We start from the raw sequence: 13289 nt of genomic DNA, 5'->3' as shown, positions 1-13289 counted from the left end.
ATCTGCTACTATAAAGATAAAATAATTATTACAAATTCATATTCTATGTAGACTAAAAACTCGGAAATCCGAGTTTTTTTATCTAGCGAAGAAGGTCTAATCTTTTAGACCTTCTTCTTATGCTATTACAAAATTGCCTTCTCTTCAATAATTGCGCGAATTTTTGTCACCATTAGATCAATAGCGACACGATTCTGCCCGCCTTCTGGAATAATTACATCGGCATACCGTTTGGTTGGCTCAATAAACTGCAAATGCATCGGTCTCACAACTGATGTATATTGATCTATTACAGACTGAATTGATCGCCCACGATCTTCAATATCTCTTACTAAGCGACGAATAATCCGAATATCTGCATCAGCATCAACAAATAGCTTTATATCCATCATGTCTCGAAGACGTTCATCTTCTAAAATTAGAATCCCTTCCAATATAATGACATCTTTTGGCTGAATGTCAATAACTTCCTCGGAACGCGTATGAGCAGCATAATCATATACCGGCTTCTCAATCGCATAGCCGGCAGATAACTTTTGCAAATGCTCTAACAATAAATTATTGTCAAATGCTAATGGATGATCATAATTGGTTTTCAAGCGATCCTCTAAGCTTAAATGACTTTGGTCTTTATAATAGGCGTCTTGCTCAATCAATACAATTGATTGTTCATTAAATTGATAGAAAATCTCTTTCGCTACCGTTGTTTTACCAGAACCAGTTCCTCCGGCTACTCCAATAACAATAGGTTTCTTTGACATTACCTTACCTCTTTACGCATCATGTTATTTGGATAGACAGGTTTATCCACTTTAAATCGTATAATTTGCAATGGATGACGTGCTGCATCAATTTCGTTACCGTCCTCATCACAAAGCGTCCCGACTTTCTGGATAAAGTTTGAAATCTCTGGTCCAAAAAACTCAATCTCATCTCCAGGTTTGAAATAGTTACGTTGTTGTAACGTAACGACGGAAGTCTCTTCGTTATAATCAAGTACCAAGCCAGCAAAATCATATTTCGTACGTTTAGGATGTTGACCATACATTTGATCTTCAAAAGATGGTGCTCCTTCAAAGAACTGAGGTGCAAAATCACGGTTTGCACATTTATCTAGTTCATCTAACCATGCTTTATCGATTTGAAAATTATCAGGATCTTCACAATAGGCATCAATTACTTTTCGATATACACTTGTAACTGTAGCGATATAGTGAATTGATTTCATTCTTCCTTCAACTTTTAGGCTGTCGATTCCAGCTTCAATCATCTTAGGAATCGCTTGAATCAGATTTAAATCCTTAGGACTCATTGTATATTGAGGATCGCCTTCTTCAAATAAAGCTTTGTCACCATTTTCATTGGTTTCAAACAAATCATATTCCCAACGACATGATTGACAGCAACCACCACGGTTAGAGTCTCTAGCTGTCATATGATTACTCAATACACATCGGCCAGAATAAGAAATACACATTGCTCCATGAACAAAAGCTTCGATTTCAATATCAACATTTTTCTTCATTTCAAGCATTTCCTCGAGCCCAACCTCACGAGCTAAAACAACACGGTGCAACCCTTCTTCTTTCCAGAACTTCACTGCAAGCCAGTTGCTTAATGATTGTTGTGTGCTTAAATGAACCTCTACTTTTGGCGCAACCCGCTTACATGTTTCTATAATTAATGGGTCAGCTACAATAATGCCTGTTACACCTACATCTTGAAGAGATTTTAAATACTCTTCAAGTCCGTCCATATTTTCATTATGAGCAAAGATGTTTGTTGTAACATATACTTTTGCTCCATACTTATTAGCAAACTCAACCCCTTCTCTCATTTCTTCAAGTGAGAAGTTATCAGCATTTGAACGAAGTCCAAACTCACGGCCGCCAATAAATACAGCATCAGCACCATAATGAACAGCTACTTTGAGCTTTTCCAGATTCCCAGCTGGTGCTAGTAACTCAGGTTTTTTTGTAATGATTCGTTTTCCCTCTTTTGTACGTTCAGCAATTGTCGTCATTATAAGCCTCCTTCCTAATATACCGTTTCTTTAAAGAAGAATCCTGTATCCAACTTCCGATGTACCGGCTGAATCTCTTCTATTTTGTTTAAATATTCTTCTTTTTGCTCTTCGTATGCATCGCGATCCTCAACACATAAATCAATCGCTTCACGATAAAGAGTCGTTACGACTTCCATATACTCAGTTGTTTTCAATAAACCATCAATTTTAAAGCTATCAACTTCGGCGTCAATCATTTCCTCAAGCTCATCAATGATACAAATATCGTTAGGACTCATTATATGAGTACCATTTTCATCCTCGAAGATAGGATATCTAGCTTCTCTTTCAGCATCATAAAGATGTAAATTACGCTCTTTATCACGCTTTTCCACTTCTAAGCTTTTACCTTGGAACTGCATATAATTCCCAATAAGTGTTCGTTTTGATTGAAACATCGCTGTCATTCCGTGAACTTGAACTTCAACCTCAACTTCTGCATTTTCTTTAATCTCAACGATCGCATCCATGTTGATCTCACGTGCTAAAACAGCTCTCTTTGCTCCTTTTGTTCCCCAGTAATTAGCTGTGAACCAATTGGTTGCTGTTTGCTCTGTGTTCCAATGTAACTTCATATCGGGCGCTACTTCACGTGCTACCATTAACACAGCCGGATCACCGAAAATGATTCCATCAACTTTGATCTCTTTTAACATTTCAATATATCCTGCTAATTCACCGACTTTATCGTTGTGAAAAAGGGCATTCATAGACACATACACTTTTTTATTTTCTTTGTGTGCCATTTCTGTTGCTTGTCTTATATCATTAAGTTTAAATTCTCCTGCTAAACGAAGACCAAATTTTTGTTCTCCAATGACGATCGCATCTGCCCCGGCTTGAAAAAGCGTTTGGACTGCTTCTAAATCTTTAGGTGTTACTAAAAGTTCTGGCTTTTTCCCCATTCTGCTCTTTCCTCCTTCTATTGTTTCAAGCTAATAGCTAACCCGTCACCAACTGGTAAAATTCTCGTATCAAAACCCTCAAGCTCCATTAACCATTGATTGTAGCCATCTATCTTTTGAGCTAACTTTCGTAGCCTTTTATTTTCAATGCCTTCCTCAGCTACTAAGCCACGGAAAAGTACATTATCAGAATAAATCACGCCACCACTTTTAACAAACTGACCATACAATTCAAAGAAACGTTTGTATTGTCCTTTAGCAGCATCAATAAATAATACATCAAAAAGGGGTTCCGATTCAAGTGTTTGAACTAATTCAAGGGCATCACCGAAGCGCGCATCAATTCGCTCTGTCATTTGCAAATGGCCAATGTTTTTAATTGCTTCGTTATAACGCTCTTGGTCACGTTCAATTGTAAGAATCTTTGCATCAGGTAGAGCTTCTGCCATTCGTATCGCTGAATAACCAATAGCTGTTCCTATTTCTAAAATTCTTTTTGGCTGATGAAGCTTCAATAATTGAAGGAGACTTTCCATTCCAACTAAATCCATAATAGGCACTTCATGTTCTTTGGCATATTGCTCCATTGCTTCTATATACTTACAGCGTAAAGGAACTAGTTCCTTTAAATACTGCTCGACAGATTCATTTATCATTTTTCCACTCCATTCATTTTTCATAACATAGAAAAGAGGGCGTGTGTAAACACCTCCCCCTTTAGTCTTAATTCTCTTCTTGCGCATCTACCCATTCATTTCGATATTGTTGGTGAATACGGTTGTGTTCCTCATACGTATCACTATAAAGAACTTCCCCACCGTACCGAGCATAAAAGAATAGTGCTGATGTCTCCCCAGGCTTTAAGGCTGCTTGAATAGAGTCTTTCCCTGGATTGGCAATAGGTCCAACAGGAATTCCCGCATACATATAAGTATTATAAGGTGAATCAATTCTTAACATCTCATACGTCGTCATATATTTATGCTCACCGTGAGCATAAGCAACTGTTGGATCCACTTCCAATCTCATTCCTCGCTCAAGGCGATTATGAAGGACACCGGAAATTAAATAACGATCCTCTGATTTTTGTGCCTCTCTTTCAATAATAGAAGCAAGTGTTAATAATTCATGAAAACTATATTCACTTCGGTCAATTTCAATTTGAAATTCGTCATATACCGTTTGCGTACTGTTTAACATTTCCTGAATGATCATTTCAATAGAAGGCTTGCCTTCCATGAAATCATATCGAGCCGGAAATAGATACCCTTCTAGAGGATAACGAAGTTCGGTATTTAAAATTTCATCTGTTAACATTGAGTATTGGCTAATTAGACCATTAATATAATCTCGATCCGTTAATAGGTCAATAACTTCTTCTTCAGAATGATCTGTTTCTTTAGCGATGATTTCTGCAATATCTTCTAACCATCTACCTTCGGGAATCGTAAACATTAGTTCTGGTTCTTGAAGAACCTTCCCATCCTTAAGAGCCTCAATTAACTCATCCATAGACATTGCAGTTGATAATAAATAATCTCCTGCCTGAAAACCGGACTCATTTTGATAACGAACATAATAACGAAAAATCGTTCCATTACGAACAAGACCCTCAGACTCAAGGATTGTACCTATTTGATTAGCCGTTGACCCAATAGGAATTGTAACCTCAATCTCCTCTGGATTATTTTCATCCATTGGTCCAATTGCATTATTTATATAAAAATAAACACTAATAAGAGCGATCGCACCAATAACAACCAAACCAATTAAGCTTAAAAAAACAATTCTCCTAACGACACGAGCCTGTGAAACCCGCTCTTCATATAATTCATTTCGTGGTTTTTCGTTGGAATCAGACATTTTTCTCCTCCTTCCACCGTCTAATTATACTATAATTCTCTAAAAGATAAAGAAAAAAACCAATTCCTGGTTTTGGAATTGGTTTTTTTAAAATATTCCTGGTTTTGGAATTGGTTTTGATAAAACTTACTCTTCATCCTCTGGTTGAAACGTATTTAACATTTCTTCAACCATTTCCCACTCTTCATCCGTCTCAACAGGGAATAGCGCAATATCATCTTCTTCCCCTTCACGATCCTCAAAACGGAAAGCAAATACTTCTACTTCTTCCTCTTCGTCTTCATCAGCTCCAACTGGAGTAACTAAAATGTAAGACTTATTCGTCGCATCAACATGGAATCTAAATAATTCATCAAATAGATGCTCATCACCATTTTCATCAGGAATTACAATACGTTCTTTTTCTTGTTCTGCCATTTAAATTGCACCTCATTTTAATAATATAGGGTATGACACAAAGGAAGTTGACTTATTTTTAGTTTAATTTCCTTTATGATCAAGAAACCCTTGTAGGATCATAACTGCAGCCATCTTATCAATCACTTTTTTTCTTTTCTTTCGACTAACATCTGCAGAAATTAGCATTCGTTCTGCAGCGACAGTCGTTAGGCGCTCATCCCACATCTTTATCGTGCACGCTACATGCTCACTTAATGTATCAGCAAAAGCCTGACTTCTTTCACCACTCGGACCTATTGTACCATTCATATTTTTAGGTAACCCAATGACAACTGTATCAACATTATTTTCTTCTACTAATGCTACAATTGCTTGAAAATCCTTCTCTGGACTTTCTTCGTCTCTTCTAAGTGTAGAAAGACCTTGGGCTGTCCATCCGAGTTCATCACTTATTGCTACACCAATTGTTTTTGTACCAACATCTAATCCAAGTGCTCTCATTCATTCTCCTTACGGTGCTGTGATAAATAGGATTTCACTAACTCTTCAATTAATTCATCACGTTCTAGCTTACGAATGAGCGTACGTGCATCCTTATGACGAGGAATGTACGCTGGATCTCCTGAAAGCAAGTATCCTACAATCTGGTTAATGGGGTTATAGCCTTTCTCCTCAAGTGATTCATAAACAGAGAGAAGCACCTCTTGGACATCAACATCAACCGTGTCATCATGAAAATTAAATTGCATCGTTTTGTCCATAGAGCTCATCACAAACACCTCTTTCATTCATTGCTATTTGACTATTCTTTTTCATTACATTTCCAAATAGCTTGTCTACTTTCATTGTACACTATAACGTTTCAATTAGGAAATTGAATTTACATATTCTTCTACAAATGCTAAAGCTTCTTCTAATTCACTTGGGTTTTTCCCACCAGCTTGTGCCATATCAGGACGGCCACCACCGCCACCGCCACAACGTGATGCAACTTCTTTCACAAGTTTACCGGCATGGTATCCTTTTGCGTTCAAGTCTTTTGTAACCCCTGCAACGATGTTTACTTTTTCACCAGCTACCGCTCCAAGTACGATAATACCTGATGTTAAATCTTGCTTTAGCTTATCAACAATACCTCTTAATCCATCCATATCAGCAGCATCAACTTTTTTAGCAAGGACACTAACACCGTTTATTGCCACAGCTTCATTAACAAGATTTCCAGCTTCCATGTTACCCAATTTTGCCGTTAAAGATTCATTTTCTCTTTGTAAATCTTTGATTTGTTGTTGCGTAGCTTCAATTCTTGCCGGAACGTCTTGTACACGTTTCGCCTTTAAATTAACAGCAACATCTTTTAATAGCTGAATTTGAGCATTCATATGTTCATATGCTCCTCTTCCAGTTACAGCTTCAATTCGGCGTACTCCAGCACCAATTCCGGATTCCGAGACAAGCTTGAATAGTCCAATTTCAGCTGTATTACGGACATGACAACCTCCACAAAGCTCTAAACTGTATTCTCCAACCTTAACTACTCTTACAGTCTCTCCATATTTTTCACCAAATAACGCCATTGCCCCCATTTCTTTTGCTTCATCAAGATTTTTCAATGAAATCTCTACTTCTAGCGCATTCCAAATTTGTTGATTGACAATGTCTTCGATTTTCGATAACTCTTCAACAGTTACTTGGCCAAAATGAGAGAAATCAAAGCGTAGACGATCTTCTGATACCAATGAACCAGCTTGGTTAACATGTGTGCCTAATACATCTTTCAAGGCTTGATGAAGAAGATGTGTCGCTGTATGATTTTTGACGATTGACGTTCTCTCTGTTTCTTCTACAGTACAAGTAACATAATCATCCTTTTCTAGTACACCTTCTTTAATGACAACTGTGTGTAAATGCTGACCATTTGGAGCTTTTGATACATCTGTCACTTCTGCTAATAGATTGCTACCGCGAATCAATCCCTTATCTGCTACTTGGCCACCACTTTCCGCATAAAAAGGAGTTTGATCTAAGATCACTTGCGCTGTAACTCCAGCTGCTACAGAATCTCTTACTTCTTTTTCAGCAATAATGACTTCGATCTTCGACTCTATCTGTAGATGATCATATCCAACAAATTGACTCTCCACGGTAATTTGGCCTAGTATTTCATCTTGAACTTGCATTGATCCAGATTCCTGACGTGCAGAACGAGCACGCTCCCGCTGAGCTTCCATTTCTGTTTCGAAACCTTCACGGTCGATTTCTAACCCTTTTTCTTGAACATATTCTTCTGTTAAATCAACAGGGAACCCGTACGTATCGTATAACCTAAATACATCAGCACCATCAATTTTAACTTTTCCTGCTGCTAAAGCTTCATCTAATACTTTACCTAAGATCGCTAATCCTTCATTTAACGTTTCATGGAAACGTTCCTCTTCATTCTTTAGTACTTTTTGGACAAAATCAGTTTTCGCCTTAACTTCTGGGTAAAAGTCAACCATAATTTCAGCAACAACTGGCACTAACTCGTACATGAAAGGACGGTGAATCGAAATTAATTTTGCATAACGAACCGCGCGGCGAAGTAATCTTCTTAACACATATCCTCTTCCTTCATTTGAAGGAAGTGCACCATCTGAAACTGCAAAAGTAACCGTACGAACATGATCGGCGATCACTTTAAAAGCAACATCTTTCTCTTTGTCTTGTCCATATGTCACACCAGAGATTTCTTCTGTCGCTTGAATAATTGGCATAAATAAGTCTGTCTCGAAGTTTGTTGGAACATCTTGGATAACCGAAACCATTCGTTCTAGCCCCATACCGGTATCAATATTCTTTTTCGGTAATGGAGTGTAACTACCATCTGGATTATGATTAAATTGAGAAAATACTAAGTTCCATACTTCTAGGTAACGTTCATTTTCTCCACCTGGATATAGCTCAGGGTCATTCTCATCATTCCCGTAACTAGGACCACGGTCATAGAAAATTTCAGTATTAGGTCCACTTGGCCCTTCTCCAATGTCCCAGAAATTACCCTCTAAGCGGATAATTCTTTCTTCAGAGATTCCGATTTTATCTCTCCAATAATCGTAAGCTTCATTATCTTCTGGATGAACTGTCACAGATAATTTTTCCGCTTCAAATCCAATCCACTTTTCGCTAGTTAAAAATTCCCATGCCCATTCAATCGCTTCTTCTTTAAAGTAATCCCCAATTGAGAAATTTCCTAGCATTTCAAAAAATGTATGATGACGTGCCGTTTTTCCGACATTTTCGATATCATTTGTACGAATGGATTTTTGCGCATTTGTAATACGTGGATTATCTGGAATGACACGTCCATCAAAATATTTCTTTAATGTCGCAACTCCACTATTAATCCAGAGTAAGGAAGGATCTTCGTGAGGGACAAGAGAAGCACTTGGTTCAATGTCATGTCCCTTTTCCTTAAAGAAATCTAAATACATTTGTCTTACCTGAGCAGACGTCAGTTTTTTCATTAAAGTCATCTCCTTATTTATGTATAATAAAAAACAAAAAACTCCCGATCCCAAAAAAGGGACGAGAGTTAACATCACGCGGTACCACCCTAATTATAGACAAACTTGTCTATCACTTAACTGCCTTAACGCGGCGCACGGCAGAGATTATCTGCACTCCGGAGTAGCTTTCTGAAGCCCTTCACTTAGTATACCTTCCAGCCATGGGTATCCCTCTCTAAAAGTGGACTGCTTCATACTTGTTCCTTCTACGTTTTCACTTCGGTATTTGCCCTTATATTATAGAAATTGAACCAGCAAATGTCAATCTTTCATAAAGTGCAGGCGAGTATGCAGCAAAGTTACCTTTCCTATTGCTAAAATTGGAACAGCAATTAACATGCCGAGAAAACCACCAACTTCAGCTCCAACCAACAAAGCTAAAATGATTAAAGCCGGGTGTAGGTGCAATGTTTTCCCTACTATAACAGGGGATAAAATATTCCCTTCAATTTGTTGAATGATAAAAATTAAAAGGATCGTAAGCAAGCCTAATTGCCAGGATTGTAGGAAAGCAATAATTACCGCTGGAATCGCACCAATAAACGGACCAAAGTATGGGATTAAATCCATGACACCCATGAAAAAACCTAATACAATTGGATACGGAACTCCTAAAATCCATAAGCCAATCGTTGATATAATAAAAACAGATAACGAGACGAGCAACTGTCCACGAATATAACTCCCAAATGTATAATCTACATCCCTCATATAGCGTTTTAATCCGCTTCTCCATTTTCTAGGAGTAAGATACCAAGCTGCTTTTTGGAGAAGATCATGATCTTTTAGAAAAAAGAACACCAAAAATGGAATGACAATAAATGAGAACATGGACTTCATTAAGAATAAGGCCATCTCTTCTATTTGATCAAAAATTCCTTTTCCTATTTGCTCAAGCTGCAATCTCCATTCTTGAGATTGCTCCTGAAGTGGTCCTGGTAACGTACTAAGTTGGTCCTGAATCTTATCGGTTTCTCTTTCTATTTGAGTAAATTGTTCTGGTAATGTTTCGAATGCATGTTGAATTTGCTTTATGAATGCTGGTAATCCAATCATTGCTAAGAAAACCAGCAGGAAAACGACAAAGAAAAAGATTAATAATACAGCCAAAGCTCGTGACATACCAAGTTCATGCAGCTTTTCGACCAATGGATGGAGTAAATAAGTAAGTAGAGCTGCAATTCCAACAGGCAAACTTAAAGCTCTAATAACGTTCGCGAATGGCGATAATAACGGTGCTAGTTGAACAATCATGAATATAATTAATAGAGCCAATAAGCTCAGGATAAGTCTATGTAACCATCTTTGCTGAATTTCCTTGTTCATCCATACACACCCCAAAATTTAGTGTGTGCAGGTATTTTTTATCCATACAAAAAAGAAGGGAAACGAGAAATGATTCAGTCATAATTTGAACGAATCAAAATTCGTAACTCCCTTCTTTAGACGAGGCCCTTCTTTATACCGCATCGGTTGATTGCATCCCAACTTGAAGGTCCTTCTCTTCAAACAGATCATCCAATGAGCTTAATGAACCGTCTTCTTCAACTTGATGCATTGAAAGTCGCCCCTTTAATAAACTCATTTCTACAAAACAATTCCAGCAATAGTATTGATTTGTACCAATTTTCCCGATATCTTTGCTTTGGCAATTTGGACAACGCATGATTATAGGCTCCCTTCTATTCCGTTAGGATGGCCCGGCCACCAGCAACTGTCAGCTTCCCCTGACTTTTGACGACCTTACGACCTTCTACTAGGTCTGCTACCAACCCTTCCGTCACTTCATACCCTATAATCGTGCCCAATTCTTCCATGAAGTATACATCTTCCAATAGCCCTAATTTTTCCCCCTCAGCCGAAAGTAGCGCAGTCCCATGAAGACGTCGCTTCCCCGTTTTAAGAGGAATTGCTTTTTTTTCATTAAGACTTAGTGGTTTTAAAACATGGGAATTCCCGATCATGACTCCAGCTGTCCCGATACTCATAATTGATTTAATCGGGAGAAACTGATGCTTAACAAACCAGCCTTTCGGATCAATAACAAACCCTTTGGCTGTTCCTTCGTCATAAAGAAGGTCTATGACATGACCATATTCGTGTCCATTTGCCAAAGATATCACTGGTAATCCTTCAACAGTAGAAAATGTTCGCAAAGCAAATCGCCACCTTTTTCGAACACTTTTAGTTTGTGGCTTTTTCCTCTAAGTTATGTTGGTTAGCTTTTTCCACTGTTAAATTTCGTAATTTCATTTGAAGCATTGAATTTCTATGCAATTCTTCTTTTTGTGTGATAGCAGAATGTATAGCTTTTAAATCTCCGCATAATAGAAGAAATTGCTTAGCTCGAGTAATCCCTGTATATAATAAGTTTCTTCTTAGCATTCTCGCATAGCTCCTTACTACCGGCATCACAACAATTGGAAATTCGCTTCCTTGTGCTTTATGAATAGAACAACAATAGGCATGAGTGATTTGATTGAGATCTTTTTTCTGATAGATGACTTCAATTCCATCAAAAGAAATCACGACCTGATCTTGCTTTTCTTGGTTTTCTTTGGCGTAAAAAATGGCAACAATTTCTCCACGGTCTCCGTTATAAACATTTTCATCTGGATTATTCACCAATTGTAAAACAACATCACCTGTTCGATAAACAACGTCACCGAAGCTAATTTCACGGCGTTGATCCGAGTGAGGATTAAATAATTGTTGGAGCATCCGATTTAACTCAGTAATCCCTGCGCTACCTTTATACATCGGGGCTAATACTTGAATATCCTTCGCAGTATAGCCTTTCTTCAATGCATTTTCACATATTTGTGAAACGACTTGTTGTACATGATCCATTTGACAAGGAAAAAAGCGACGGTCTTTTTGAGGATTGGGCAGATTTTCAGGCATTTTCCCTTGTTTCATCGCATGAGCAAGCTCAATAATAGAAGACCCTTCTGCTTGTCGATAAATATCGACCAAAGGTACCATCGGAATAACATCTGCATCTAAAAAGTCACGTAATACTTGTCCAGGTCCGACTGATGGAAGCTGATCCTGATCGCCTACAAGTACGACCTGCATTCCTTTAGGAACAGATTTCAAAAGCTGATTCATTAACCATATATCCACCATTGAGCTTTCATCAACAATTAGTAAATCACCTTCAAGAGGTTCATGATCTCCTTTTTCAAAACCACCAGTCCCACCCTTCCAACCAAGTAGTCGGTGAATGGTTGTAGCGGGTAATTCTGTTGCTTCACTCATCCTCTTAGCAGCTCTCCCTGTTGGAGCAACAAGCAAGATCGGAAAGGGATTTTGTTTCGTATATGCCTTTTCATCTAATGAAATTCCATGTAATCTTGCATATAACTCAACAATTCCTTTAATTACAGTCGTCTTTCCTGTTCCAGGACCTCCCGTTAAGATCATTAATGGTGAACTAAGTGCCGTTTGAATCGCTTGCTTTTGCGACGGTGCGTACTCTATATTGAATTCTTCTTCCAATTTACCTAATGCTTTTAGAAATTCAGCTTCCGGAAATTCCTCCTCGATTTCTTCACTAAGTAGTCTTCGAACACTTGATACAATCCCTTTTTCAGCAAAATATAATGATTTGAGGTAAACTCTCTCTTCCTCTAAAAAGATGAGATCATCTTCGTGCATCACTTCAATTTGTTGTTCAACTTCGTGTGCTTCAACCTTAAATTCGTAAGAAGAAAGCAGAGATATGACATGTGGGGTAAGACTCGATTTGTCAATGAAAACATGCCCTTCTTGCAGACAAAGTTCCTGTATTAAAAAAAGACAACCTGCACGAATCCGATCCGGGTGATTCCCGGTTATTCCAATTGCTGCGCCTAATAAATCAGCTTTTCTAAAACCAATCCCTTCAACATCAGCAATTAATTGATAAGGGTTTGTTTGAATAATATCAATAGCTTGTAATCCATATGCTTGATACACTTTTAATGATAGCTCTACTCCAAATCCGTGCTTCGATAACATCATCAATACTTGCTCGACCCCTTGCTGATCAACAAGCTGTTCATATAAGCTATCTGCTTTTTCCTTTGATAACTTTGGAATATCACTTAAAACAGAACGGTCCTCCACAATCCGTGTAATAGCTCGTTCATCCAACACATCAACAATCGACTCAGCGGTTTTCAACCCAATACCAGGAAAACGGCCGCTAGACAAATATTGAATAATTCCATGCTTCGTTTGTGGCAGATCCCTTCTAAACTGTTCAACTTGATATTGAACACCAAACTTAGGATGTTGAATCATTTGACCAAAAAACAAAAACGTTTCATCTTGTTCTAATTTAGGTAAAACTCCAACTACCGTAATTGTTTTCTCTTTGAATTCTTCATTCGTTTGCTGGACCCGAATAAGCGCTACTGTATAAAAGTTTTCCTCATTACGAAATACAATATGATTAACGTTTCCTTTTATAAACCCACGTTCAATAGTTCTCTCTTCTTCCAAGATCGATTCCTCATTCACACG

The 13289-nt window shown here is 37.9% G+C and carries 13 protein-coding genes and 1 other annotated feature; all 13 genes read right to left on the bottom strand.

All coding sequences use genetic code 11. The features are described 5' to 3' along the window. Positions 1-125 precede the first annotated feature (125 nt). Positions 126-761: a uridine kinase gene (udk, locus tag BkAM31D_RS04535; protein ID WP_066155651.1), complete on the bottom strand. Its 636-nt coding sequence runs from the start codon at positions 759-761 to the stop codon at positions 126-128. Continuing rightward, a complete protein-coding gene (locus BkAM31D_RS04530) occupies positions 761-2023 on the bottom strand; it encodes a peptidase U32 family protein (RefSeq protein WP_066155655.1) in 1263 nt (420 codons plus the stop codon). The genes udk and BkAM31D_RS04530 overlap by 1 nt, the downstream gene beginning before the upstream one ends. A 14-nt stretch (positions 2024-2037) precedes the next feature. Then, on the bottom strand, positions 2038-2970 hold the full coding sequence (locus BkAM31D_RS04525) for a peptidase U32 family protein (RefSeq protein ID WP_066155658.1): 933 nt from the start codon (positions 2968-2970) through the stop codon (positions 2038-2040). Positions 2971-2987: 17 nt separating this feature from the next. Further along, positions 2988-3626: an O-methyltransferase gene (locus tag BkAM31D_RS04520; protein WP_066156194.1), complete on the bottom strand. Its 639-nt coding sequence runs from the start codon at positions 3624-3626 to the stop codon at positions 2988-2990. A gap of 67 nt (positions 3627-3693) precedes the next feature. Then, positions 3694-4833: an endolytic transglycosylase MltG gene (gene mltG / locus BkAM31D_RS04515; RefSeq protein ID WP_066155661.1), complete on the bottom strand. Its 1140-nt coding sequence runs from the start codon at positions 4831-4833 to the stop codon at positions 3694-3696. 126 nt (positions 4834-4959) lie between these two features. Continuing rightward, complete coding sequence (locus BkAM31D_RS04510) at positions 4960-5250, bottom strand: DUF1292 domain-containing protein (protein WP_066155665.1); 291 nt, start codon at positions 5248-5250, stop codon at positions 4960-4962. A 63-nt stretch (positions 5251-5313) separates the two neighbouring features. Then, positions 5314-5733: a Holliday junction resolvase RuvX gene (gene ruvX / locus BkAM31D_RS04505; protein WP_066155668.1), complete on the bottom strand. Its 420-nt coding sequence runs from the start codon at positions 5731-5733 to the stop codon at positions 5314-5316. Beyond that, positions 5730-6002 carry an IreB family regulatory phosphoprotein gene (locus BkAM31D_RS04500; RefSeq protein WP_034746893.1) on the bottom strand — a complete coding sequence of 91 codons (273 nt, stop codon included), beginning with the start codon at positions 6000-6002 and terminating at the stop codon, positions 5730-5732. Before BkAM31D_RS04500 ends, ruvX begins: the two co-directional genes overlap by 4 nt. A 96-nt stretch (positions 6003-6098) precedes the next feature. After that, positions 6099-8738, bottom strand: a complete 2640-nt coding sequence (gene alaS / locus BkAM31D_RS04495) for an alanine--tRNA ligase (RefSeq protein ID WP_066155671.1) — start codon at positions 8736-8738, stop codon at positions 6099-6101. 54 nt (positions 8739-8792) lie between these two features. Then, positions 8793-8998: a binding site (T-box leader), on the bottom strand. Positions 8999-9041: 43 nt separating this feature from the next. Then, positions 9042-10106 (bottom strand): AI-2E family transporter, encoded by a 1065-nt coding sequence (locus BkAM31D_RS04490; RefSeq protein WP_066155673.1) that lies wholly within the window; start codon positions 10104-10106, stop codon positions 9042-9044. A gap of 133 nt (positions 10107-10239) precedes the next feature. After that, entirely contained in the window at positions 10240-10446 is a 207-nt protein-coding gene (locus BkAM31D_RS04485; protein WP_174521918.1) for a YrzR-like zinc ribbon domain, read from the bottom strand. Between the two features lie 16 nt (positions 10447-10462). Next, positions 10463-10936, bottom strand: coding sequence for a PRC-barrel domain-containing protein (locus BkAM31D_RS04480; RefSeq protein ID WP_066155679.1), 474 nt, complete (start codon positions 10934-10936; stop codon positions 10463-10465). 28 nt (positions 10937-10964) lie between these two features. Further along, on the bottom strand, positions 10965-13286 hold the full coding sequence (gene recD2 / locus BkAM31D_RS04475; protein WP_066155683.1) for an SF1B family DNA helicase RecD2: 2322 nt from the start codon (positions 13284-13286) through the stop codon (positions 10965-10967). Positions 13287-13289: the final 3 nt, after the last annotated feature.

It is taken from the genome of Halalkalibacter krulwichiae, from assembly GCF_002109385.1.
Taxonomy (GTDB): Bacteria; Bacillota; Bacilli; order Bacillales; family Bacillaceae_D; genus Halalkalibacter; species Halalkalibacter krulwichiae.
Note: the sequence above shows the minus strand (reverse complement) of the source record. Positions and strands in the feature narration are given on the sequence as shown.

Excerpts from the sequence above, each read along its gene's own strand:
- udk (WP_066155651.1), bottom strand. The coding sequence starts at position 761 with ATGTCAAAGAAACCTATTGTTATTGGAGTAGCCGGAGGAACTGGTTCT.
- BkAM31D_RS04530 (WP_066155655.1), bottom strand. The coding sequence starts at position 2,023 with ATGACGACAATTGCTGAACGTACAAAAGAGGGAAAACGAATCATTACA.
- BkAM31D_RS04525 (WP_066155658.1), bottom strand. The coding sequence starts at position 2,970 with ATGGGGAAAAAGCCAGAACTTTTAGTAACACCTAAAGATTTAGAAGCA.
- BkAM31D_RS04520 (WP_066156194.1), bottom strand. The coding sequence starts at position 3,626 with ATGATAAATGAATCTGTCGAGCAGTATTTAAAGGAACTAGTTCCTTTA.
- mltG (WP_066155661.1), bottom strand. The coding sequence starts at position 4,833 with ATGTCTGATTCCAACGAAAAACCACGAAATGAATTATATGAAGAGCGG.
- BkAM31D_RS04510 (WP_066155665.1), bottom strand. The coding sequence starts at position 5,250 with ATGGCAGAACAAGAAAAAGAACGTATTGTAATTCCTGATGAAAATGGT.
- ruvX (WP_066155668.1), bottom strand. The coding sequence starts at position 5,733 with ATGAGAGCACTTGGATTAGATGTTGGTACAAAAACAATTGGTGTAGCA.
- BkAM31D_RS04500 (WP_034746893.1), bottom strand. The coding sequence starts at position 6,002 with ATGAGCTCTATGGACAAAACGATGCAATTTAATTTTCATGATGACACG.
- alaS (WP_066155671.1), bottom strand. The coding sequence starts at position 8,738 with ATGAAAAAACTGACGTCTGCTCAGGTAAGACAAATGTATTTAGATTTC.
- BkAM31D_RS04490 (WP_066155673.1), bottom strand. The coding sequence starts at position 10,106 with ATGAACAAGGAAATTCAGCAAAGATGGTTACATAGACTTATCCTGAGC.
- BkAM31D_RS04485 (WP_174521918.1), bottom strand. The coding sequence starts at position 10,446 with ATGCGTTGTCCAAATTGCCAAAGCAAAGATATCGGGAAAATTGGTACA.